Origin of the sequence: Specibacter sp. NPDC078692 (assembly GCF_040686835.1) — a bacterium.
Classification (GTDB): Bacteria; Actinomycetota; Actinomycetes; order Actinomycetales; family Micrococcaceae; genus Specibacter.
The window spans coordinates 34,790-58,239 of sequence record NZ_JBFBLV010000027.1; the positions used below are offsets into that span (position 1 = coordinate 34,790).

Genomic DNA, 23,450 nt, shown 5'->3' on the forward strand with positions numbered 1-23,450 from the left:
ACGCCCCAACCAACGCCCAGATGGCCCCTAAAGCCAGCACCTTCTTTAGCACTTGATCACCCCGCTTGCTTGGGGATAGCGAGCAACAAACCACTTCCCCTGAGCAGGGTCAAACTCAACCTCGAGGGAGTCTACAAACCTCAATACGGAACCCGTCTGAGCAGGTGAACCATCAGCGTTGGTCCCTGAAACACCTGAAACGTCATTGCAAACAGTCAGGGCAACGAACCCATTCGGGACAACCTTGTCACCGGATTTATCCGTGACGTTCAGATCAGAGGTAGATGACCCGGTTACTTCCAGTCCTCTTGAACCACGAATCGTGACGTTCTGCTTGGCAGTATTGGCGGCTGCGTCAACAACGAACTTTCTCGCCTGGCCAACCGCCACAGCATCGATCCGGGCCGAGTCCTTTCCGCCATCTCTGAGGATCTCATCAGTAATGGCCCAATACTGCTTGGCTACAGCAGTCGCCTGGGCAATAGCATCCTTAGAGTCCTTCGGCGCCACCTGCGTCGCGCCCGCCGTGGGGGAAGGAGCCATTGTCGTTATAGGCGCACTGGCTTTTGCGCTGGGTGATTCGGATGGCGTAGGTGTGGGTGTTGTGCAGCCGGCAAGGAGGATCCCACTAGCTATCAGGGCAGCCACGGGGACCAAAGACCTCCGCAAGATGTTCCTTTTGGTTTTCATTGGTACTGCCCTTCTCTAAGGTCCACTCAGCAGTTGAGCTGAGGCTGTTCCTGTACCCGTCAAGTTGCTGACGAACATGGATAGGAATTTGGTTCGGTAGTTCTTTTGGGCCGTTACCGTAACGGTGCGTCCATTGACGGCAACAGTTCCTTGGAGCCCTGCTGCTGCGAGGTACTGGCGGGCCGAGTTGGCAGCCTGGCCAGGACTAATCTGAACGGCACCTCTGGCGGGGAGTTCTGGATCAGCGCCGCCATTGGCTCCCGCTCTCGCAGCTGCCTGCGCTACTGATGTTGCCTGCTCCGATGCCTGAATTTGGCCGGCTGTATCAACAACCAAGCCAACGACCAAGATTAGGACCGGCACCAGCAGCACGAATGTGACAGCGGAGTCGCCGCGCTGTGCAGCACGACGAAGCTTGGCAAGTAGTCGTCTCATCATGAGTCGTTCACCTCTGCCTGTACGAATCGACTGGGGAGATTGCCGAGCTGGTTAGCGATTTCTCTCCAGGGATCCCAGGAATACCAATGTCGCTAAGGTTTGCAACGCAAGTAACCGTGGCCCGAACCGTCGCAAGCTGCCCGAGGGGGGCTCTAAACCCAGAAGTGTCAATATTGATCGTCAAGGTCGAGCAGTTCGTCCCTTGTTCGGCCAGGACTCGGCGCGCGGCATTTTCGGCGTTTGCTACTGCACCCGTTTGAGTTCTTGCCAGTGATGCATCCCGAGCTGCAGCGACTGCTGCGCTTTCCACTACATTGCCGGCAATGGATACCCTCCCGGCAAAAAACAGGAAGCCAATGACCAGCAGGATTGCCGGGGCGATGATGGCAAAGGAGACTGAGGAGCTTCCAGACTCGCTTTTGCGTTGAAGTGATCCCTTGGGCTTCATCGGTTGACCCATCTTTCGGTGGGGCCCGACACGGTTTGGGTGATGGTCGGGCCCGTCCAACCTGGGATGAAAGTTGACGCGTGTCCTGTGACGGTCACGGTCACTGAATTTGCATTCCTGTCCACGGAAATTGAAGCTCCGTTCAGGCTGCCCCGGTGCTGGTTGATGACCTGGTTTCCCGCTGTCACGCCACTCCCCGTTGTGCCATTGCTGGCACGCGAGTTGTTGTAGGCGGCCGAGGCCGCGGCATGCGCGATGTTCTGCCCTTGGTACCACAACGCCCCTTGAATGATCCCGAAGAACATGGCGAGCAGAACGGGGAAGATCAGCACAAATTCAACGGGCGCGTTGCCGCGCTCGTTGTCCTGCTTTCCTGTTCTTGCCATGTTTTTCAATGAATCCTCTACTTGAGTTGTGCCAGCTTGGAATTCACAAAGGCCGTGACTGCGAGGATGACCAAGGCACAGATTGCGATCACTCCAATGAGGATCAGCACCCAGCCCGCTGCGCCGTCCCCGGCCTCGGCGCGGACGCGGAGTCGGGTGAGCTTGGATTCCATTGAAGTGCGGAATCCGAGGATGTGGGCTTGCACCACCAAGAAGAGCTTGGTCAAGGTTGTCATGATCATTTCCTTAGGTTGTTGTGGTTGGTTGGGAATTGTTGGTCTATTTGAATATTTCATGAAGCACTTCCCTTTCTGTAAAAGGTAGGTGGTGAAAACTAAAGCCAGCCATTAAATCAGGTTCAATAGCAGCGGGGTGAGGAGTACCCCTCCGAAGACCAGAGCCAGGACCGTGGTCAGCATGGACACCTTGGCCGTGGCCTGGCTTGCCAGTGTGTGCTCCTCGTTGAGCATCTTGATACGCATGCCCTGGCCGGCTGAGCGCAATGCCTCATAGACCGATGCACCTTCATCCCCTGAGAGCCTGACAATCTTTGCCGCCTCACCGAGCTCAGGGACATCAATGTCTTTGGACAGCGTTAGAAGTGCGTCCCACGGTTGGGTGTGGTCGTAGCGTGCACGAGTCAGCTCCTGGTTGATCCTGATGAAGGCCCATGATTTTCCAATCGAGGCGGCCACTTCAAGCGCAACAGCTGGTGGCGCCCCGCGGCGACGCTCTGCCGCCACCAGTTCAAGGTAGACGGCCACGTTGCGAACAAATTCCTTTCGCGCGGCAACTGCTTTGTCACGGAGAAAAAGATCCGGAAGGAACCAACCAAGGGCAGCCGCAATGAGTGCCAGGAATGCGGGTACTGCGAAGGGGACGAGGTTCACCGCCTGTGCCATCAGGCCGAACAGAATCACGAAGACGAAACCTGCCGCAGCGGCTGCCGATTTGTTGAAGATGAACTTGTTTGTGCTGATACCTACAAGCGCAAGGTCGCGCTCAGGAATAGTAAAACCGCGCAGCGACGGCAGACGCTGAATGACCCAGCCGCCTACTCGCGCCTCAAGCGTTCGGCTTTCTGCAGTGTTTGCTGTCCCTGTTGCGCCAATCCGGGCAAGTGCCGGGCCCAATTTGGGTTTGGAAGGAAGGGCCTGGGCTAGCACCAAGGCAAGAGCGAGGCCGATCAACGATCCGCCAATGAAAAGTGCCATCAGCTTCTCCTTCCACTGTTTACTAGCATTCGGGGGACAAGACGGGGAGCAACCATCTGCTTCATCGCGACCAGCAGCAAGGCAATGATGCCGAGCCAGCCGGCAAATATGATTTGCCCGATGGGTGTCTTATAGGGCTCTGAGAAGGTGCTCATCAGGGGGATTGCCAAAAGTAGGAAGATGGTCAACCCGGTTACAACCCTTGCATTGCCTCTTGGCTTACTGCGATCCGTGGTTACTTCACGGCGCACCCGAACCTCTTCAAAGACTGTTTGAGAGAGATCGTTGAGGGCGTTGACCAAGCCCTGGCCCCGCTGCTTTGCGGCAAGCAGCAAATTCATGACAACCAAATCTCCGGTGGGATCGTTGAGATCGTTGGCAAATTCCTGAAGGGCGTCAGCAGTTGGCCAGCGGCCTTCCAATCTGGCAACCAGACGTGAGACTTCCGGAAAGATGGCCGGCTGAGCGTTGCTGAGGGAGGCAGTGATTGCCCGTTCAAGCGGCGCACCTGTCACGATCAGGCCTGAAAGGCCTCGCGTCCAGGTCTCAATGGCTGCCAACCGTTCCGTCTGCAGTTTTTCTCCATGGTCCGAGAAGATGGTTGGTAGTCCAAGAATCGCAAGAGGCAGCGCCACGATGAAGATGACCCACCCTGTGAGGAACCAGAACAGCACGCCTGCGATGATCCCCGCCAATAGCAGTAGCTGAGTCCGTCGTGAGAGACCTGCCCTAAAGCGCTGAATAAGGATCTGGATGCGCCCAGGCGCCTTGGCCTCATCGGGTTCCGATGGGATAAGCGAGATCAACGCTGCGAAGATGGCGGCCAGGACAATGACCACACCCAGGGAGGTGAGCAGTGCTGAATTCATTGGGCACCACCCTGGAAACGGCCGTGTTCCAATCCAGCTCTCTGCAGATCGTTGAGGAGCCTTTCACGGGTGGGCAACCTGATGAAACGAGCTTGGGTTTCGCCGGGGGAAAGCAGGAAAATATCTTGGGTAGTTACACCGCGTTCACCTTCCGCAGCCATCACTTCACTGATGTGGGTGACTTTTCTTTGGGTGTCACCATTGTGATCAATGATTTTGCCCATCTGGACAACGAAATCAATGTGGCGGCCAAGCTGCTCCACCATGTATGACTTCCCGTAGCGCTCAATACCCAGCCCCGCCAAGCGGTCAATGCAGTCATCGGGCCCGTCAGCGTGGGTGGTGCTCATAGTGCCGGCCCCTGTTTGCATGGCATGGATCATGGAGACAATTTCTGGACCACGAACTTCTCCCACCATGATGCGTTGAGAATTCAGGCGAAGGGCCTTTTCCATGCACTGCTCCAGCGTGTACTCACCAGGTGAATTGCCTTGTGCATCGCGTTCCCCTGTGCCCGGCCGGTATTGCAGCGAGAATGGCGGGACCACGCGACCATGAAGTTTCTTCAGATGGAGCTCGCGTTCCTTTTCGATGGTGACAATCTGTTCCATGGGGCCGATTTTGCCGGCCATCGCACGCATGAGGGTTGTTTTTCCGTCCCCACCCTCTCCACAAATGACGAAGGTTTTCCTGGCCTTAACGCCTACCTCCAAGAAGTGGGCTTGATCGGCGGTAAGCGTTCCAAACTTGGTGAGCTGCTCCAGGCTGATGTTGATGTAGCGGTGGATCCGCAAAACCGCTGAGGGTCGTTCTGCAATGGGCCGGGCAATGGCAGCGAGGCGCACATATCCAAGCAAATCCATGTCAAGATCCGGGTGGGCTGAGGAAAATGATCGCGCCTCTTCACCGTTGCGATTGGCAAAGAATTGTAAATCCTCCATCAACTGCTCGTCGGAGGATGCAATGGCCGGCTTTCGGACCATTGAGCCGTCGCTATATTCAGCAAAGACCTGGTCAAACCCATGGATGTGGATGTTCTCCACGTCGGGGTCCTCGATCAGGGCTTGGTACCGCCCCAGCCTAAACATCTGGTCGAAGACAGCCTTGACGACTTGGTTTCGATACTCAGAGGACCAGATCTCTCTTTGGCCGGCAGATCGCAGTTGCTCATCAACGTGCTCGTTGACGACATCGATAATGTGCTGGCGCCCCATCTCCTCTTTGTCTTCGTCCGAAAGCCCGTGACGGCCATCCAGAGAGTTGACCTGGCGGTCTACGGCCTTACTGCGAAGCATGGCAGTTGCTGCCCAAAAGGGCTCGTCCCCAACTGCCGGCTGGTTTTGGGTCTCGGCTGCTGTCTCAATGTCAGCCACCAGCTGGTTGATCTCATCGTCGGAGATTCCCAGGGATCCTGCCATTGCGTCAGCCCCTGCCAGATGAGCAGTCGCTCCTGCCGGGATAGTGAAACTCCCTTTGGCTCTTGCCGGCAATTCGGTGGTTTCTGACGGCGGGCGGAAGAAGGGCAAGCTCGAAAGATCAACGTTTGAGGTGTATTCATCATCTGTGGTGCTCATGCTTGCGTGACCTCTTCCTTGGGTGCCGGGCGGATTCCAAGCCGTTTCGTTCTATCTAGGATCTGTGTGTCAACTGAGGCCGCCAGCGCAGTGAGTGCCGAGGAAAGCCCCGTGCGCTTGAATTTCTTGGCCTTGGGGACCCCGAGTGAATAGACAGCGGCTGTGCTGGGATCCCAGGGCATCTTGCCCAATACCGGGACACCCAGCTGCCTCTCAATATCCCTGCTTGAGTAGTTGCCTACTACAGCGTCCATAAGCACGAGCCCCAAGTGGTCCCCGTGGCCAACCCGCACCAGGTGTTCCTTGAGCTCATCAAGCTGTCCGATGAGGGCGCCGAGGTCGGGAAGCACAGGACGAGTCAGAACCACGACGCTGTCTGACATTTGCATCAGAGGTGTGCGAGGGTCTCCAGGAACATATCGGCCGGCATCAACAATGACATCCACCCCGCTGTCCCCCTGTTGGGAAAGAACAATGGCCAAGTCCGACCAGAATCCAGTCATGCCTTTTCCTGCGCCAGTATTGGAAATTCCCGAGAGCAGGTACTTCCCTCTTTGGTCGCCTTCGCGTCCAAGATCTTGCGCCAATGGCACGACTTGCTCCCACAGAATGTCGCTGGAGAGCCCCTGGCGCTGTGCCTGGACTGCCAAAGGCAGAAGCCCTCGGCTGTTGTCCAGCTGGCCCTGCATGAAACCAGGAATCACACTGCTCGGTTTTGAGGTGTCTGCCTCGACCACCATGACCGGCCTTGGCCAAATATCTGCGAGGCCCACGGCAGTTGAAGTGACACCCGGTGATCCGGAACCGCTACAAAGAAATATCGAGGCCATGTTATTTCCCTGCCTCAGTCAGCGGATCCAGGATCAACCCTGCATTGCCCGAGGCTGACCAAGCCACAACCTTTGGGGCGTCATCAGTGGAGACCACGACATCAACAATGACCAGACCTTTGACATCATCCAGGGAGGTCGAATCGACTACTCCGGAGATGGGGGGAGTATTCAGATCCGCTGTTGCGCCCTGCGTGGGGGTCCTAATGATGCGCACGTGGTCACCGGCCTGCAAAGGCCTGGAAGGGGCCTGTGAGCTTGCAAGACCCACGCCCACGACGGAGCTGCCAGATTGGATACCGAGACTCTCGCCCATGTTCTTAGCGGTCACTAGGGAACCCTCGGGAAGGTCCACCAACGCCTTCTGCCCAATTACTGCCGCGGACCTGTCTGCGGGAATGGACTCTCCTGCTGACTTCTCAACTACCTCGATGGTCGTGAGGTCTCCTGCGCCAATGACAGCCCCCCGTGCAAGGTCGGTCTTCACCACTAGTACGCTTACCTGCCCATTGCCCGACATTCCGAAATAGGTGAGGAGCCCGCCAACCATCGCCAAGGCTATGCACAGAGAGATGAGGGCCGGCTTCTTCCGAGCCAGCTGGGAGGGCATTTGGAACCCCTTGAGCTCCTTGGGTCGGCTGCCCACACTTTCAGCTGCAGAACGGCTTGATTTGCGTGACTCACGCGTACTGACGGTGCTCACGTGAGCTCCTCCTTGGGTTTGGGTCCCCCAACAAGTCGCTGAGGTAAGCTTAAAGTCAACTGGATAAATGAAGTATACAGTAGCCGAAGATGGTCTGTCCTACGGCATGATGGAAGCGTGGTTAAAGTGATCAATGCCAATCTGGGCGAGCAAGTAGAGACGGCCATCGCAGTTTTTGGCACCACCACACGTGTCGGAATCCTGAAATTCCTCCTCGATGAGGGCCCATCACAGATGGGCTCAATCGCCAAGGGAGTGGGGCTAACCAGGGCCACAGTGGTCAAGGCCATCCTGGCGCTCGAGGAACTTGGCGCAGTCACCGCGGACATTCCCATTGAGCGACGAGCTGGCAAGCGCGTCCTGTACGCGGCCCACGGAGAACTCATTGAGTCCCTGCTTGCCGCGCTGAATTCCGCTCTTCCCACCAAGTAACTCCTCCCCCGTTGTTCTCTTCACTGGGGGTAGGTATCGGGTCTCGCTGTCAGCCACGAAATTAGTTCCACAACCCCTCGTCCCCCAAAGTGTCGGCTTGTTAAGTGTGACAGCTAGACCATAGACGTGAAATCCGCGGGTAGAAGGCTAGTGCTAGCGTTACGACACGCCCAATAATTCAAGAAATATGCCGCTTAACGCTAGCGCTAGGGTTATGGTCGTTTTATGACAGCAATCCGTGGACGCCGCCAACGCGGCGCAGCTATGGGCAACGTCTCTCTGTTCGCCACCCTTGAGCCCTCAGTTAAGGCCAAGCTGGACGCCATTGCGAACGTTACGAATCTGTCTCTGGGCCTAGTCCTTGAAGAAATCATCAAGAACTCGCCAGAAACCAGTGACGTGTCGCTTAGGAGTCGCAACCGTGGTGAGGCTAGCGGATATGAGGGCGTAGCCGTGACTATCCCCTCTACGACGAAAGCCAAGCTGAGGCGTCTACAGCATGCCTACGGATCTCCAGACAAGCCCGCATCTGAGGCGGTTCTGGTTGAGTTGCTCATCAAAAACAGTCAACTAAGTGGTGCAGGATTCCCGTCATGGTGGTCCACGTACCAGGAGGAATTGCCAATCAAGCGAGCAATTTAAAACAAAGAGCCCCGCTCTGACGAGCGGGGCTGCTTAGAAAAGTATGGTTGGGCGAATGCTTGCCGGCTGAACCCAACCTTTCAGATAGCTCCATCTCTGGGGCTTTCCCTTGTCCTTCAATCTGGAAGGTCCCTTTTATGGTACCCCTATGCGCTCAAAAAGTGCCAGCTCAAGCGCAACCATGCACCTCAAACCGACTCGATGGCGTTCCACCCGTGGCCGAAGTTCCGACATGGTCAACGAGGTCTCGATGGCTTTTAAGCTGCAGTCTGGCCGCACTTCTCCCCGAGGGAGTGAAAGCCCGCAAACGCCTCGGCGGCCTGAGCGTCAAAGCTTTCATGAAGGTAATGCGCGTCGATGCAAATTCCGCCGATCATCTAACCGGGCGCAATGTGCGCACCTCACATTCAACGTGCGCAGCCAAGGCAGCCACTTCCGCAACACTGGTCAAAAGATCACGCCAGGTGGCTGAATGCCTGGGCCTGATGACCACCGTTGACCGAGGTCGATACCTGACCCAGGAAGAGCGCCAACAAGTATTGAAAGACACCGGGTTTGGCTACACCAAGAAGGCTTCCACTCGAAGCCTGACCATGAGCCGAGAATGGGTATTGCAGACAACGACCGACCACCTACCACGTAGTGGTTCTACTATGAATAAATCCTCCTTAAGAGGTAGTAACCAAAAGCGCTCACGCGCTTCAGCCGCTTCGCGGATCCGAGAAGAAAATCCAAACAAGCCAACGCCACTCCCCCGGCCTCTTGCTACTCAGAAACTCGCTGCGGGCCTGGAACGTAGGCTTTTCTGGCTAGCCGACTTTGGCCACATTGGAAGAGTTTGTGACGTACTGACTGCGACCGGCGTCAATGCGTCCGCCTGGACACCATCGTCGCTCGCCAATGCCTTGAATTCATTTACGGCACAGCGAGGCTGGGCCACACCTCACGAGATCTCCAACCCCTTGGCCTATTTGTCCTTCCTCCTGACTGCAGCAGCCCTGGATGATGCATGGGAGGCCTTCAACCCACAGAGCAGAGCTCAGGAGGCCAGGAAGGCCACTCAAGCGGCCAAGGAAGCACTGGAAGCTCGAAAGACCCCTGAACACAGGAACAACCTGAGGACCGGAATCGCCAAGCTGAGGGCGGTTTTGAAGCCTGCAAAACACAGTTTCGGACCTTGCTGAGGTCCGAAAATACCGATTTTGGAGTCTTGGTTGGAAGCTAGTCGTCAATTTTGCCGCCCTAGCTGAGGAAAATAAGGCCATAAATATGGTTGGAGGTCATGATGTATGTAACGTAGTAAGCTATGCCATAAGTCCAACTATTCATGTAGTCATAACACTGGCTGTCCTTAGGGATTGAACTAGGGCCATATTCTTGGCGGTAAATCAGGTGTGAATTACCGCGTGATATACCATCTCATGTGCGGTAGAATTTGTAGTGAGATTGTCAGAACTCACTACCGCAGGAGACAGCATGACCAGTTCATTCACAAGCCCGCTGGAAGAGACCCAGCACATTTCCCAGGCCCTCGACAGGGTCATTTCCATGGCCAACGGCAAGGGGGGAGTGGGAAAAACAACAGCCACGGCCAACATCGCCGGCACCGCAGCACTGGGTGGATACCGTGTTCTAGTCATCGACTTGGATCACCAGGGCGACATGAAGAGCGACCTTGGATACGAGAAACAGACCGGCGAGGAACTCCTAGCTGCACTCATTACCGGAACGACTCCGCCCATTTTGAAGGATGTGCGTGAGAATCTGGATGTGATAGCTGGTGGGCCGGCACTTGAGGACATCGCAGCGATCATGGCGGTCAGAGCCGGGCGAGATGACTCATCAGACTTTGGCGACATGCTCTATAAAATGCTTGCGCCCATAGTTGGAGACTACGACCTGATTCTTATGGACACTCCACCTGGCGACAAGGTGATTGTCGAAGGCGCCTTGTGTGTCTCAACCGCTGTCATCATTCCGACGAAATCTGATGATGGCAGCGTGAATGGGGTTGAGCGTATGGGACGCCGATTCCAGGCTGTTCGTCCACGCAACCCAGTGCTTCAGGTCGCTGGAGTTCTCCTCTTCGCGGTTGGGTCAAGGTCTCTCCGTCTTGAGCGCAGCGTTCGGGAGAAATTGGAAGGCATGCTTGGGGAGGTAGCCCCGGTTTTTACGACGAGAATTAGAAATCTGGAAAGTGCCGCCGCGGATGCAAGGGACCGCGGCCTGTTGTTCTATGAGCTCGAGGGCGCCGCCAAAGGCGAGAAGGCAATAACCCTGGCAGCTCTGAAGGCGGGGGAGAAGCCGACGCGTGGAATGTTTACATCCAACGCCAGCGCTGTGGCCGCAGAATTCGAGGATCTCACAGGCGAGATCCTCACCCGTTTGAATGAAATTAAGGGAGTGCAGTAAACATGAGCGTCAAGCATGAGAACCTCTCGTCTATATTCGCCCCAACTGCCCCCAAGTCAGCTTCTGAAGGTACAGAACGGGGCAAGAAGCTCGCAGGTCTGCTCCCGCCCCGTCAGGTCACTGAGTCTGCCGTGCAGGCTTCTGCGCCCATTCCTCAGGAGCTGCCCTCATCACAGCCCCAGACGCCCACCCCCAAGACCCCTGCAGTTTCAGCGGCAGCTGACTCTGAGGTGAAGAGCAAAGGGGTTTACCTCCCGCATGATCTGTTGAAGGTTCTCAAAACCAGAACCCGGGGTGAGATGAGTACCTACACGGACATGTTGATTGATGCGTTTGATGCCATTACGGACGAAGCCCTGATGGAGAAGATTTCCCCCCAGGCGGCCGAGACCGGAATGCCTGGAGGGATGCCCAGGCGGCGTCGAACTACTGATTCAACCAAGAGCGGCACACAGATCCAACTTCGCCTGGATAAGGCGCAGGAGGACTGGCTGACAGCCAAGGAGAAGGCAGTGGGTGCTCCGTCGCGCAGCGCCCTGGTGACGATGGCCTATGAGATGTATTTCGAGTCAACTCCTCCCAAACGGAGGAATCACTAAGTTGAAATGGCCTGGGCCCCGTCGATTGACTTGACGGGGCCCAGGCCATTTCAACTCCTGGGCCCTAGGGATTTAGCTTGGACTGGATGTGCTGGGCCGAAGGCATCAAACGGAGACCGGATTTCATTACTGCCAAGTTGGCTTGCGGATACAGGATTCTGACCTCTCGGAGGTTCTTTTCAAACGCTGCCTTGAACTGGCGTTGCACGGCGTAATCGCTACCAAACTGGTTGGCCAGTTGATTCCAGCTGACGGTTGATGGCCGACGCAAACTGAACAATCGGTAGACCAGCCAGGTGTACATGTCCAGACGCATGGGGGAGCCAGCCAAGGCCCGGAGTACCTCTGGCCGCAGTGGGACCGGAGCTTCAACGACAGTTTGGTAGAAATCCTCAGACAAGGTGATGGTTGATCCCAGGAGTGGTTGTTGGCCCTGGGAATCGTCCTTGCTAAACCAGAGGTCGTACTTACTAGTGACATTGAAATTGGCTCCCGAGACCGACCACCGCTCATTTTCGTTGCGGAGATCTTCAATGTTCATAGTTGAAACAGTGAGGCGCCGAAGCTGGTCCACCATCCTGCGACCACTGGCCCCAGAAGCGTTCATCCCCAGCTTTCCCAAGAATTGGGAGAGTGAGTCACCTAGGTGAAGGGTGCGAGACCTGGTGCGGACTGCCTCTGTAGTCATCCAGGTCATGAGGTAACGGGGAATCACACCATACGGGTAAGCACGCGTGCGAGATCCATCCCGGGCAGTGATCATCCCAGGAGAAATTCTCAGGGTAATTGAGCCGTTACGACGGACCCATTCAGGTGCATCGCCGGGATCCCGGTAGGGCAACGAAAGCTGGGCCCACAACCTGGCTGCATAGTTCAAGGGGTCAGTGACTCCTTCGCCCAGCTCAAGGTCAACAGCAGTGTCCAAGAGTAGTAACTGGCGATCAGTGAGAAGGCTCGATTGCCGTGCAATTGTATTCAGTGTCTGTGTCATGAGCTTTTCATCCGATGTGGCGGGCGGCCGCGGCCGGCAGGTTGTGATGGGGCCTCTGGGCTGTGGAGGAGCAAAGTTGTCCACGTGCATCTTGTGACGGGCCACGAAGAGTTGAATTCTCACTCCAAGGATTGAATGAGAAATGACTGTTTCCGCAGGTCAGGGCACGTGCATCTTGTGACGCTTCCCGCGGGGTCTGAACGTTGACTGGATAGATTTCCACGTGCATCTTGTGACGAGTCACCGCGTGCATCTTGTGACGCGACACCCCTCTGCTTCCCATACGCAGCAAGGGATGCGGAGGGGTCGCCATGTAGTTAAAAAAATTCCTGTATATATTCCTGTAGTTGAGCGACGAATCTCTGTTGAAATGTGCACAACTTGTCCAGGCAGAATCTTTGAAGAGAATCTCAGAGCCTTGTGCTGTGGTTGCCATGAAGAATCCCCTCTTGTGATCGGCCGGCGGGTAGATGACGGTCAACTGGCTGTGGTTGGGAATCACCAAGCACCTCTGTTGAGTGAGGTTCGCTTGATGGCCCTTGCAAGCTTTGAACGCAGGTTGGAGACCTGGTTGCACAGAGATTGGTAGCTACGGCCTTCCCGTTCTGCCCATGCTTTGCATTCGGCAATGCTGAGAGTTGAGTAGGTGCCCAAGATCTTCACCTCACGGGGAGAAAGGGCGCCGCACTCCGAAGCCCAGGCAAGAATCGCCATGACCTTGTCCACCCCTGAATCAAATTCGATGGGCTGGAAACTGAAGGTGCCGGCCTTCCTAACGCCAACACCGTGATGGCTCTCCCATTCGCCAGACTCATCGATGATCTCCGGGGAGACTTCCACCAGCACTTCGCGATCCTGGGCCGGGTATTCCGTTGTGATGATGCGCAGCGCACGCAGCACCAGGTTCCCCGTAACCGACTTGGTGCAAGCCAATTTGTAGGTGCGAATTGATTCCCACATGGCGGCGACTGCAGAGCACAGAGCGTCCTCTGTAGTCATGGACAGCAAGCCCCTGCAGGTGTGTGCAAAACGGACCGCCTTGGGAAGGAAAGCCTGGAGGAGCACCCGTTCGGCAGTGAGATCTCCGGCGAGCGCGCAACGGATTATGAAGTGGAAGCGAGAGTCGCGGACGGGGGCGGGTGCGCTTTGGAGGAAGTACAGGGCCTCTGTGCCGGTCATGGTGATCCAGTCTCCGTAGCTGTGGAGGGTGTCTGCGAGTTCAACTTCCCATTGGCGGTTGAGGGCTCCGACCATGCCTTCGGTCTTGCGCTGGGATGTGGCGGTGTTTAGTGACGTGGCCATGGTGGCTCCTTGTGGAAATCGCAGTGAACTCTTACTGGCTACGTTCCTCAGGGGCTCTTGATGAACTTCTGGATGGTTTTTGGGGCTTCTAATGCTTGGTCTGGAAGTGGTTGGTGTGGGGATCTGGATGAACTGGTAAAGCTGCAGGTCAGAGGGGGGTTTGGGTGTTCTGTATTTGGTCAAAAGAAAAGTGAGGATTTTTGTTGGTTGAACTGGTTTTTTGGTGCCTACATCTGCAAAGAGAGACCCTCCAACCTCGCCTCAGCAGAAGGAAGCACCCCGATGACCAGAAAAGAGAACGAAGCAGATGGCTACTCCACTCCTGAAAATGACCAGGAATGGAGCCGTTTTCTTGATGATTCGGTGAAGATTGTTGGCGCCGATGACAAGCTCATGGCTGCTGCTGCTGATCTCCTGGAGAACCCGTATGACCAGGGCAATCGCACCCAGATGATTGGTCTGCTGACGTCGGCGGAGTTTGAGGATGCTTCTGATGCGGTGAAGCGGGTTTGTCACCCTCATGGAGAGGATGTTTAGCCGTGAAACTCAGTTTCAGGAAAGAGCCCGTGGAGCTTGCTGAGCAGGAGCCGGCTATTGAGCACACAGGGGTAAGGACCAGTAGTTACACTGCCGGCAGTCAGGCTACGGCCAATGCCATTGTTGGGGCCTTTTATTTGGCTGTGGTTCTGTGCGTGGCCCTCTCGGTGCTGGCTTTTATGAAGCCGGCGACGGTGGCCATTGCTGCTGAAGGAGGTGGCTCGCAGCCGCTTAGTGCTGCAACCGAATCGACGGGGGCTTTTGCTCTGGGTTTTGTGGGGGCTTGGTTGTCTGCCAGTTCGGAGGATTTCACGAGCCTGCAGAACTACGTCGCTATGAACTCGAGCGCGGATCTGCCGTCAGCTCCCACCGTCTACAAGGATCTGGCCGTGGCGTCGATAACGCCGGCTGAAAGTTCTGACCTGGTCAGTGTGGTCATTGCCGGGAATGTTCAGGAGGTGGGGGAGAAGAAGCAGGCGGTGTGGCCTCGGCGGTATTTCTTGGTCACGATCAATACCGGTCTGGATTCCATGGGTGTAGTCGGACTGCCGGCGCCCATCGCTGCGCCTGCGAAATCTGAGCAGGGGGCTTCGCTGGTTTACACGGAGGCTGTGGTTCCCACCGATGCAGCTGCCCAGGCGGTCACTTCGTTTCTGGCGGCTTACGTGGCTGGTCAGGGTGACATGAATAGGTACCTCAGCCCCAGTTCGACGTTGACTCCTATCGTGCCGGCCCCTTTTACGGCGGTGAAGGTGCAGTCGCTGCAAGCCAATGTCAACAGCAGTGGCACTCCCCGTGATGGGTCCCAGCTCAAGGTCCTGGCCAAAGTCCAGCTGACCAGCACGACTGATCAGAAACTGATCTCCACTTATGCCCTCACTCTCGTCGCGAGAGCAGAGCGCTGGGAAATTTCATCCCTCGATTTGACCCCTGCAGAAGCAGAAGCCAAAAAGTCTCCGGTCTCGACCGTTGACCCAACCAAAGGAAACTAAGCAATGATCACCGAAGTGCTCCAGAACGCAACCGAAGTCCACGGCATCCTCGTAGCTGCATCCATTACCGATACCGCCAACTCCCTCATTGACACGGTCACAGAAACCCTGGTCAAGAGTGCAATTGGTGTTGTGGTTGGCTTCCTCATCTACAAGGTCATCAAGTCCAGGTTTGCTGTCTCAGCGATCATCGGGGCAGCCCTGGCCGCAGGACTCTTCCTCTGGCTGGTGTTGGGCGGATACAACACGATCAAGGACGGGCTGAAGGGCCAGGTTGATAACGCGGCCTCATCAGTTGTCCAGGTGACTGACACCGCACATACCTGGGAGCTGTAATCCATGGATGAGCGGGCCCCAGAAGTTGGGCGGTTCTACACACAAATCCGGCGATTCAAAAAGATGCTGGGCCGATTTCACGATGGCACGCCCATCCCTGGAGGCCCGTACACCCTAGCCCAAGGCATCTTTGGTGTGGTGACCATGTTTGTCCTGATTTGGACAAACCCTCTCTGGGCAACAGGGGTGGATCTTCTGGATTTGGTGCTTGGATTGCTCATCGTCTGGGGCGTTGCTTGGCTCAGCGGAAAACTGCCATCGACAAAACGCAACATGCTCATCGTTGCCATGGATGCTAGCTCAGCCGCTTTCGCCCCGCTGACCGGCAAATACAAGGGCCAAACCATCAATATCAGGCCCCCACACCGCGCCTTTGTCAGGGGCCAAACCACACCCAGACTTCCAAGACTTGGTCCCGCTCCAGCAGAGCCGGCCGTGACCGTCGCTGAGGTGGAGCCACCCAGTGTTCCAGCTCGGCTTGAACTCACCACTGGATCCGCTGTCCAGCGGCTGCTGGCACAGACCAAATCCCACTGACCTCCCACAACTCAAGGAACCATTCATGCGTATCCCAGCAACTTCCATGGCAGAGAACTTGATGTTCACCCGGTCCGGGGTCGTGTGGGCAACCTGGCGCCTCAAGGGGCTGGCCTACGGCTTCGACAACCTGGAGAAGAAGATCCTGGCAAAGGCCCACCACCAAGCCCTCTATCAGGCAATGCTCGGGGAGTCACTGCTTCTGGGGTTGTGCGCTGACTTTGACCCTGCAGTGGTGGTTGAACGCATGATGTCCGGCGTCAACATGGCTGAGAGCCAGGAATACCTCACGGAAGTGGAGCTCACATTCGAAGAGCTGCAAACGGTCCCGGTGGGTGAGCGCGCATATTTCCTTTCGGTTCCGCTTCGCCCGTTGAGCCCGCTCGACAGGGCCAAGTCCTCCATCCATTCAGCCGATGCTGCGCTGAGGGAGCAGCTCGCGCTGCCCAAGCGGTTTGCAACACAGACTGAGATTCAGCATGCCCTGCAGGCCGCCCGAGAAGTACAGGAGGCCATCCCCTCAGATTTCCATCCTTCCCCTGCAGGTGCGGCTCAGATGGTCTGGGTCAATCAGCACATGCAGCAGCGCGGGCTTGGCATGGACCTGTCTCTGCCCACGGCAGCGACAATTTCCCGGGAGCGACTGGATGAACCCAGCAGCCACCACATCATTTCTTCTGGTGCAGAGCTCTCCGAACCTCATCTGGATGAGGGTGGACAGAGTGACCTGGTGGATTCCAAAGTCGCAAAGTATGTCCCCTTCAAGCGCCGGTATCTCAAGGTCACCCATCTCAGTGCCAGCGATGAGACGCACTCGTACCAAACGATGATGGCCATGACAGGCACTCCGAAGGGTGGGTTTGTCTTCCCGGGAGTGGAGTTCATCTCCAGACTTGATGACCTTCCTGTTGATGCAGACTTTGCCATTCGCCTCAGCACCACCGCAGCAGCCAAGGTACGACAGCGGAACAAGAGGGCTGAGAATGCTCTGGAAGAACAGTACGGCCAGCAGGGAACCTCCGATTCCCTCATTGGTGGCTCCAACGATCTTGATGACGTGGCACGGTCCATCATCGAGTACGACGCCTCTCTCAACCGCACCGATTCAGAGGTTGAAGTTCAGGCCACAACCATCATCGCCGTGGGCGCACCCACCCCTGAAGAAGCCAAAGCCAAGGCCAAGTACATCGCTGATGACTATGCCCGCAAGGAATTTACCTTCGATGCACCGCTGGGCGGCCAGGAAGAACTCTGGTGGGCCATGCAACCAGGCATTCCCACCTCTCGCCTGGTCCGGGAACTGGCCCAGATCACTACTGGCCGTGAGTTCGCCTTCGGGATCCCGCTGACCTCCAATGACCTGGGCGACGAAGAAGGCTTCCGCATTGCCGACAATATCTCCGGTGGCCGCCGTTCGCCCATGCTGATGAACCCGGCAGGCAACATGGAAAGCGACATCTCCGGATCCTTTGCAGCTGCAGGGGAGCCAGGAGGTGGCAAGTCTGTATTTCTGAAAACGGCAGCCGGCCACGTTGTGGATCGAGGCGGGATCCTCTTCATCATCGACCGAACACCCAACCGCGAATACGCCAACTTCGCCAAGTCATTGATCCCATCCCGGACGGTCATCCTCGATGTCGTGCACCCCAAATACTCGCTGGATCCGTTGCGGATCTTCGGGCGCCAAGTGGGCGGCCGCCTGGCCCAGTCGTTGCTCTCTGTCCTGCTGGGGATCAAATCAAACTCGGATGAGGGGGCTCTGCTGGCCAGGATCCTGAAAGAGCGAGAAGAAGTAACGAGCCTGAACGCGCTCGTTGAACTCCTGGACTCCGGCGCCGGCCTCGACGGCAACCGCGCCACCATGGCCCAGACCCTCTCAGACAGGATTCGAGTGGTCACCGGCACAGAGTTCAGCGACGTACTTTTCGACGCCTCCTTGCCGCCCCTGCCCATGACCGCCCAAGCCACAGCAATTCTCACCGATGGCCTGGAACAGCCCACCCGTGACGAACTCATGAACGAATCGCTCAAGAGCGAACTGAGTGTTGAAAAGATCGTGGGTCGGGCCATCTACGCCCTCCTTGCCGCCATTGGAAAATTCCGCTGCTTTGAAGACTCCAGCCAGATGGCACTGTTCCTGGTGGACGAGTGCTATCACATGACCACATCGCCAGAAGGCGAGAACGAAATCATCTCCCTCATTCGCGATGGCCGAAAGCACAAGGCCGCCATAGCCCTGGGATCCCATGACGCCAAGCATGACTTTGGCGGTGAAGTCCTCCGCGGGCTCATCCCGCTGCGCTTTGTCTTCCGCTGCCGTGACGAAACCATCGCCAAGAACAACCTGGCCTGGCTGGGCCTGAAAGAAGAACGCTGGGTAGAGACAGTGATGAAGCACCTTTCCCCCATCGGAGACGGCGGCGTGGTCCCTGCACACCGACGTGGTGAATGCCTGGTCAGAGACTCAGTCAACCGGTTCGGGAAAGCCCAGATCATGGCACCCAGAAACCCGGACCGACGTAAAGCCGTCCTCACCACACCGCCCAAGGCCAGGGAGATGCAAAAAGTATGACGACCATTGATCTTCCAGTAACCCGCCAGGGCCCCACCCGCGTGGAGGTCTTCCTGAACCACCCAGGGATAGCAACCATCAACGCTGCCTTCGTGCTCTGGGACATGATTCGCTTCTGGATCTACCGACATCCCAAGATCTCTCGGATCTCGGCAGCACTGGCCTTCATCGCTCTGGTCGAGCTCATGGGAGCGCAAGCCGCCTTCGCCAGTGCACCTTCTGAAATCACCGGCCCAGGACTCACCATGGGCGGACTCAAGGATTCACAAGGCATTCCCATCTACCAGTACGTTGAACTGCCGCTGGATCGAGGGGATGTCTGGACTTTTGAAAAAACCCTTATCTCCTACCCCATAGACCTGGTGTGGGCCGGCCACATCTTCTACATCAATTTGGTCATTGCAGTCGTCACCTACATCCTCTCCTTCGAATGGGTGTCCATCCTGGCTACACCCATCGCGAGCATGGCTGACTCACTGCAGCTCCTTATGTCAGAGATCAAATGGATCCCCTTCGCCCTCCTGATCACAGCCTTCGTGACCGGCATTGCCATGCTCAAGGGAAAAACCTCATCAGCGCTCATTGAGTTCACCCTCGCCATCGTGCTGGCATTGCTGGCCACCGGGGTACTGGCCAACCCAGTGGCTACACTCACTGGCCCCACAGGAGCAATCACCCAGGCCCAGGACTGGGGAGGAAAACTCGCCATCAGCATCACGGTGCCGAAAGACGAGCAGCCCCAGGATGGGAGCAAGTTCGATGCCAAGACGGTTCTGACCGACAGCGTCAGCTCCAGCCTGGTCGATATGTTCATTCGGCAACCAACCCAGATGATTGCCTTTGGCAAGACCCTGGACGCCAAATGTGCCGAGAAGTTCAACACCGAAATGAAAAAGAAGAACCCCTTCAACGGTGGTAACAGTGTCAGGGACAGCGTTGGTGACTGCGACAAGGAGGCAAAGGACTACGTCCAAAACCCCAACTTCAACCAGATCCTCTCCACCTACACAATCAGCTCAGGCAGCCTGGTGCTTTTCATCTTCATGATTGTTCTCTGCTGCTTTTTCGTCTTCACAGTGCTCAGCGCCATCTGGAGCGCTTTCAAATTGATGATCCAGACTCTGCAAGGAATCCTGCCTTACATTGCTCGGACAGGCTTCTGGTACGGCCTGGCAGGAATCGCCAGCTCGGTGCTCCTCATGGTCTTCGCCATGATCCTTCTGGCCGGTTATTTGAGGCTGACGGTCCTCGTACTCCAAAGCACAGCTGCACTCGGCATGACCCTACAAATGTCGATCATCAACATGATGCTGACTGCAGGACTCGTCATCCTGTTCATCATGCGCCGCAAAGCCAAAAAGGCCGGGGAAACCCTCGGGGACATGCTCAACAAGATCGGCAAAAGCGGCACCCGCAAGGAACCCAGCAGGCCCGTCACGGAATTCGCAAAAGCGGTAGCACCCGTGGTTTCCCCCTTCATCAGTGATGCCCTCCGAAACAAAAAGACGCCGGCCGCAGCCAAAGTTCAGCCCCATGTCGCCCCACCCGTCGATAACCTGGTGGACCTTGGCGAGACAGTGTCGGCAGCACGGCCCCAACGAGCATCCAGCACAGCTACAGCTGTCAAGGCAGGCGGAGCAGCGAAAGCCCTCACTGCGGGCCCTGACAGCCCAGGGCAGCCGAACCCGGGACCAGGAACCCCGCCAGGATCGCCCAGCCCTGCCGGCCCGACAACGCCGATGCCCAGTCTGGGATCTGCAGCCACCCCCGCGGCAAAGGCCACAAAGAATGCTGAACGTTCCAAGAAGGTTTCCCAGGGATTGCAGGTGGCCTCCATGGCAGCAAACTTCATTCCCGGTGGAGGCGCCATCGTCGCGGGCGTCAAAATTGGCGCCAAGGTGGGCACAGCTGCAGCCTCAGCGAAATCTCAAGCCGACGCTCAGAAAGCAGTCAAGCCACGCATCAGCGTCAACAACACAGGCCAGGGATCTGTGGAGAAGCCGCTGGAGGGCAAAGTCGTTTACACCCCACCGCAGCGAACCCAAAAATCAGCTCAAGCTGTAGCCCTTGCCGCCAAATTCGCCCAGCTACGCGCAGCAGCAAAGTAGCCCGTGAACATGAAAAAACTTCTCCCCTTGGGCGTCATTGCCGCAATCGTGGTGCCCTGCTTTTTCATCGCCATGATGCTCACCATTACCCTGGGCGCCATTTCGGCTGCCACAAGCGGGAAAAAGGACCAAGGTGGCACTCCGGGCTGTGTTCCCCTGACCGTTGTTGGTGGCTTCGCCAATCCCCTCGTCGGGCAGCTCACCAGTCCCTATGGGCCCCGGGCCAACCCCTTCGGCCCAGGCGTCATCCCGGCAGGCTTTCAAAGCGAAGAGCCACTGATCTTCCATGATGGATCAGACATTGCGGGCGTCCCTGAAGGCACCCCCTACTACTCCGCCAGTGCCGGCAAGGTACTGACGGTCTTTGGGGCCGGCACCATCGACGGTCCAGGCGACGGCGGCAACGGGATCATCATCGACGCCGGCAACGGTGTCCACATTTGGTACTGGCACGCTGTCAACGGCAGCGCCAAGGTCAAAAAGGGGGACACCGTCTCTGCAGGTCAGGAGCTGGCAGCCACAGGGCGCAGCGGAATGGCCACAGGGGTCCATCTGCATTTCTCCATCCAAGTCAACGGCAAGAGTGTGGATCCCGTTGCCTGGATGAAGCAGAAAGGAATCACTCTGGGCCAGGGAGGACCCACCAAGACAATAGAGAACGCATCGACCACCAACCAGCCCACAGCACCGGCCCAAGCTGAGAAGGCAGGCTTCACCACCAAAGGCCCTGACGCCGCGGATATGACGCTTAACGCGGACCAGATGCGGAACGCCGGGATCATCAAGGCCGAAGGCCTCAAAGCAGGTGCAACAAACAATGACATCAAGATTGCCCTCATGGTGGCACTGCAGGAGTCGAGGTTGCGGATGCTCAGTAACAAGGGCCGCTATCCAGAATCTGTGAACTATCCGAACCAGGGCGATGGAAGCGACAACGACTCGCTGAACTTCATGCAACAGCGACCGGCGACAGGATGGGGAACGGTAGCTCAGCTCATGGACCCCTCCTATGCGGCAAGGGCATTCTTTGGCGGACAGAGCGGACCCAATCATGGAGAACCGGCAGGACTGCTGGATATACCCAATCGTCAATCCTTGCCCTTGGGTGAAGCCGGCCAAAGAGTCCAGCGTTCAGCCTTCCCCTTCGAATACGAAAAATGGGCATCGGCCGCCACGGCCATCCTGGCTAACCTCGGAGGCGGAACAGCGGAGCAATGCGACAACGCAAAAGAGAACGGGCCCGGCCCTGTCACCAACCAGCTGGAGGCACGGCAGGCTCTTATCGAAGCAGCCAAGAAGGGGCTGGGAGGCACCTACGCCTGGGGGCATGGAGAATTCAAAAACTGGGATTGCTCCGGCTACGTCAAATGGGTGTACTCCCAAGCAGGCATAACCCTCCCACGCACCGAACAATGGAGCGTCGGTTCCGAGACCAACGACCCCAGTCCCGGTGACCTGGTTGTGCAAAATCCAGACGGAGACAACCACTGGGCCCACGTTGGAATCTATGCCGGCGACGGGATGATGTACTCCGCACTCAACCCCGCCGAAGGAACCCTCCTCCACCCCGTGGATTGGAACCCCGGATCCAAATACTTCGTGCTCATCAAAGGCTGAAGGAGACCACCATGAACAACCCCAAAGGCCGGCTCCTCAACATCGCCATGGCCTGCACCGTAGTCCTAGGAATCATCTTCCTCACCCTCTGGATCAAATCTCCCCCACCCACCGAAACACCAGGAAATTCCGCAGAATCTAGAGTCACAGCCCCATCTCTTCCAGACACGACAGAAGCATCAACCCCCACACTCAGCGACCCAACACCGGCCCCACAGATCCCCAACACCCTTCTGGAATACCTGCCAGCGCAGGAAGAAGAAGCCCTCAAAAATGCCAGCACCAAATTCGTCCAGGCCTACACGCAACGCTCCTACAAAGACACTTCTCCCACCGCCTGGCTAGGACGCGCAAAGCCCCTGGCAACCACCCACTACGCAGACCAGCTCGAGCAGAACTACGGCGCCGGCCGCGGTGGAGCTGCTTGGACTGAATTCGTTTCAACGAAGTCCCAAACAACCCTGACCACCATCGAAGTGAAGGTCATTCGAACCGATCAAATTGAAGTCGGCAAGGCTCAAACCATGATGACCTTCGACATCGAAACCACCACCGGAGATGGCACCATCACCACCGCCCCACTGCGATTCATCAAAATTGTGAGCCTTGAAAAGGGTGCCGGCACCTGGCGAGTGGCGTCCCTGGACAACCCCAGCGGAGACCCCGCCTACATGCCCACACGTTAGGCATCCCATCAGAAGGGCCTGGAGAGATACCTGCTCTCCAGGCTCTTGTCTATGCCCAAAAACGGCGGCAGGCGGTTTGCGGCACCATACAAAATCTGCACGGATCACCCAGCAATTTCCTGACCATCAACACAACGGGTGGCATCAATTAGGGCCACAAATCATGCAAGAAAAAGGGAAGGACATCCATCGGTAACTGCAGCAGCCACCCACGCCACCACTGCCATTGAAGGCCCTGCCACGATTTCAACACGTCGGCCAACCAGCCTCATGGCCGCAATCCCACCGTGGCTTGCAGCGCAATCTGCCGCACTCCTGACGCATGGATGCACGGAAGGGACCAAGCCTGAATGCGTGAAATGGGGGAGCAGAACCCAACATAGATGCGTCAACTTAAGTGAGACAAAGCCGCCTAATGCCTCACCTAAAGTGAGGCAAAACTGTCCTGTCTCATTTAAGTTGAAGCACGAAACCCCCGGAATCTAGAGGGTTGTCTCATCCATGATGAAGCAGATTAATTGCGCTTGTCTCACTT

General features: G+C 56.8%; 25 protein-coding genes. 13 read left to right on the forward strand and 12 right to left on the reverse strand.

The window, feature by feature from the left end; translation table 11 throughout:
• Nucleotides 1–45: 45 nt before the first annotated feature.
• The 10 genes from AB0O97_RS16115 to AB0O97_RS16160 form a co-directional block, all read right to left on the reverse strand.
• Nucleotides 46–543, reverse strand: a complete 498-nt coding sequence (locus AB0O97_RS16115) for a hypothetical protein (RefSeq protein ID WP_363883991.1) — start codon at nt 541–543, stop codon at nt 46–48.
• A 162-nt stretch (nt 544–705) separates the two neighbouring features.
• Complete coding sequence (locus AB0O97_RS16120) at nt 706–1,128, reverse strand: pilus assembly protein TadG-related protein (protein ID WP_363883992.1); 423 nt, start codon at nt 1,126–1,128, stop codon at nt 706–708.
• A gap of 7 nt (nt 1,129–1,135) precedes the next feature.
• Nucleotides 1,136–1,588 carry a TadE/TadG family type IV pilus assembly protein gene (locus AB0O97_RS16125; protein ID WP_363883993.1) on the reverse strand — a complete coding sequence of 151 codons (453 nt, stop codon included), beginning with the start codon at nt 1,586–1,588 and terminating at the stop codon, nt 1,136–1,138.
• Nucleotides 1,573–1,962 (reverse strand): TadE family protein, encoded by a 390-nt coding sequence (locus AB0O97_RS16130; protein ID WP_363883994.1) that lies wholly within the window; start codon nt 1,960–1,962, stop codon nt 1,573–1,575. The genes AB0O97_RS16125 and AB0O97_RS16130 overlap by 16 nt, the downstream gene beginning before the upstream one ends.
• A 17-nt stretch (nt 1,963–1,979) precedes the next feature.
• Nucleotides 1,980–2,198 carry a hypothetical protein gene (locus AB0O97_RS16135; protein WP_363883996.1) on the reverse strand — a complete coding sequence of 73 codons (219 nt, stop codon included), beginning with the start codon at nt 2,196–2,198 and terminating at the stop codon, nt 1,980–1,982.
• Between the two features lie 111 nt (nt 2,199–2,309).
• Nucleotides 2,310–3,176, reverse strand: a complete 867-nt coding sequence (locus AB0O97_RS16140; RefSeq protein ID WP_363883998.1) for a TadC protein — start codon at nt 3,174–3,176, stop codon at nt 2,310–2,312.
• Nucleotides 3,176–4,045 carry a type II secretion system F family protein gene (locus AB0O97_RS16145; protein ID WP_363883999.1) on the reverse strand — a complete coding sequence of 290 codons (870 nt, stop codon included), beginning with the start codon at nt 4,043–4,045 and terminating at the stop codon, nt 3,176–3,178. Before AB0O97_RS16145 ends, AB0O97_RS16140 begins: the two co-directional genes overlap by 1 nt.
• On the reverse strand, nt 4,042–5,619 hold the full coding sequence (locus tag AB0O97_RS16150; RefSeq protein ID WP_363884001.1) for an ATPase, T2SS/T4P/T4SS family: 1,578 nt from the start codon (nt 5,617–5,619) through the stop codon (nt 4,042–4,044). The genes AB0O97_RS16145 and AB0O97_RS16150 overlap by 4 nt, the downstream gene beginning before the upstream one ends.
• Complete coding sequence (locus AB0O97_RS16155) at nt 5,616–6,359, reverse strand: hypothetical protein (protein WP_363884003.1); 744 nt, start codon at nt 6,357–6,359, stop codon at nt 5,616–5,618. The genes AB0O97_RS16150 and AB0O97_RS16155 overlap by 4 nt, the downstream gene beginning before the upstream one ends.
• Before the next feature lie 91 nt (nt 6,360–6,450).
• Nucleotides 6,451–7,152: an SAF domain-containing protein gene (locus AB0O97_RS16160; RefSeq protein ID WP_363884004.1), complete on the reverse strand. Its 702-nt coding sequence runs from the start codon at nt 7,150–7,152 to the stop codon at nt 6,451–6,453.
• A 117-nt stretch (nt 7,153–7,269) separates the two neighbouring features.
• Between AB0O97_RS16160 and AB0O97_RS16165 the strand changes: the two genes are divergently transcribed.
• From AB0O97_RS16165 to AB0O97_RS16185, 5 genes are all read left to right on the forward strand, one after another.
• On the forward strand, nt 7,270–7,584 hold the full coding sequence (locus tag AB0O97_RS16165) for an HTH domain-containing protein (protein ID WP_363884006.1): 315 nt from the start codon (nt 7,270–7,272) through the stop codon (nt 7,582–7,584).
• 225 nt (nt 7,585–7,809) lie between these two features.
• Nucleotides 7,810–8,226, forward strand: coding sequence for a hypothetical protein (locus tag AB0O97_RS16170; protein ID WP_363884008.1), 417 nt, complete (start codon nt 7,810–7,812; stop codon nt 8,224–8,226).
• 293 nt (nt 8,227–8,519) lie between these two features.
• Nucleotides 8,520–9,410: a hypothetical protein gene (locus tag AB0O97_RS16175; protein ID WP_363884010.1), complete on the forward strand. Its 891-nt coding sequence runs from the start codon at nt 8,520–8,522 to the stop codon at nt 9,408–9,410.
• A gap of 292 nt (nt 9,411–9,702) precedes the next feature.
• A complete protein-coding gene (locus AB0O97_RS16180) occupies nt 9,703–10,638 on the forward strand; it encodes a ParA family protein (protein WP_363884012.1) in 936 nt (311 codons plus the stop codon).
• 2 nt (nt 10,639–10,640) lie between these two features.
• Nucleotides 10,641–11,237, forward strand: a complete 597-nt coding sequence (locus AB0O97_RS16185) for a hypothetical protein (RefSeq protein WP_363884014.1) — start codon at nt 10,641–10,643, stop codon at nt 11,235–11,237.
• Between the two features lie 64 nt (nt 11,238–11,301).
• Here the strand turns inward: AB0O97_RS16185 and AB0O97_RS16190 are convergent, their stop codons facing one another.
• Nucleotides 11,302–12,228, reverse strand: a complete 927-nt coding sequence (locus AB0O97_RS16190; protein WP_363884015.1) for a replication protein RepA — start codon at nt 12,226–12,228, stop codon at nt 11,302–11,304.
• A 498-nt stretch (nt 12,229–12,726) separates the two neighbouring features.
• On the reverse strand, nt 12,727–13,530 hold the full coding sequence (locus AB0O97_RS16195; RefSeq protein WP_363884016.1) for a hypothetical protein: 804 nt from the start codon (nt 13,528–13,530) through the stop codon (nt 12,727–12,729).
• Nucleotides 13,531–13,590: 60 nt separating this feature from the next.
• Here AB0O97_RS16195 and AB0O97_RS16200 point away from each other — a divergent pair, with 60 nt between their 5' ends.
• Genes AB0O97_RS16200 through AB0O97_RS16235 form a run of 8 tightly spaced genes read left to right on the forward strand, consistent with a single transcriptional unit; the run spans nt 13,591 to nt 22,915 of the window.
• Nucleotides 13,591–14,067: a hypothetical protein gene (locus AB0O97_RS16200; protein ID WP_363884018.1), complete on the forward strand. Its 477-nt coding sequence runs from the start codon at nt 13,591–13,593 to the stop codon at nt 14,065–14,067.
• Between the two features lie 2 nt (nt 14,068–14,069).
• Nucleotides 14,070–15,059 carry a conjugal transfer protein gene (locus AB0O97_RS16205; RefSeq protein ID WP_363884020.1) on the forward strand — a complete coding sequence of 330 codons (990 nt, stop codon included), beginning with the start codon at nt 14,070–14,072 and terminating at the stop codon, nt 15,057–15,059.
• 3 nt (nt 15,060–15,062) lie between these two features.
• A complete protein-coding gene (locus tag AB0O97_RS16210) occupies nt 15,063–15,395 on the forward strand; it encodes a hypothetical protein (protein ID WP_363884022.1) in 333 nt (110 codons plus the stop codon).
• A gap of 3 nt (nt 15,396–15,398) precedes the next feature.
• Nucleotides 15,399–15,932 carry a hypothetical protein gene (locus tag AB0O97_RS16215; protein WP_363884024.1) on the forward strand — a complete coding sequence of 178 codons (534 nt, stop codon included), beginning with the start codon at nt 15,399–15,401 and terminating at the stop codon, nt 15,930–15,932.
• A gap of 25 nt (nt 15,933–15,957) precedes the next feature.
• A complete protein-coding gene (locus AB0O97_RS16220; protein WP_363884026.1) occupies nt 15,958–18,504 on the forward strand; it encodes an ATP-binding protein in 2,547 nt (848 codons plus the stop codon).
• A complete protein-coding gene (locus AB0O97_RS16225; protein WP_363884028.1) occupies nt 18,501–20,612 on the forward strand; it encodes a hypothetical protein in 2,112 nt (703 codons plus the stop codon). Before AB0O97_RS16220 ends, AB0O97_RS16225 begins: the two co-directional genes overlap by 4 nt.
• Before the next feature lie 9 nt (nt 20,613–20,621).
• On the forward strand, nt 20,622–22,229 hold the full coding sequence (locus tag AB0O97_RS16230) for a peptidoglycan DD-metalloendopeptidase family protein (RefSeq protein WP_363884029.1): 1,608 nt from the start codon (nt 20,622–20,624) through the stop codon (nt 22,227–22,229).
• 11 nt (nt 22,230–22,240) lie between these two features.
• Nucleotides 22,241–22,915: a hypothetical protein gene (locus AB0O97_RS16235; RefSeq protein WP_363884030.1), complete on the forward strand. Its 675-nt coding sequence runs from the start codon at nt 22,241–22,243 to the stop codon at nt 22,913–22,915.
• Nucleotides 22,916–23,450 lie beyond the last annotated feature (535 nt).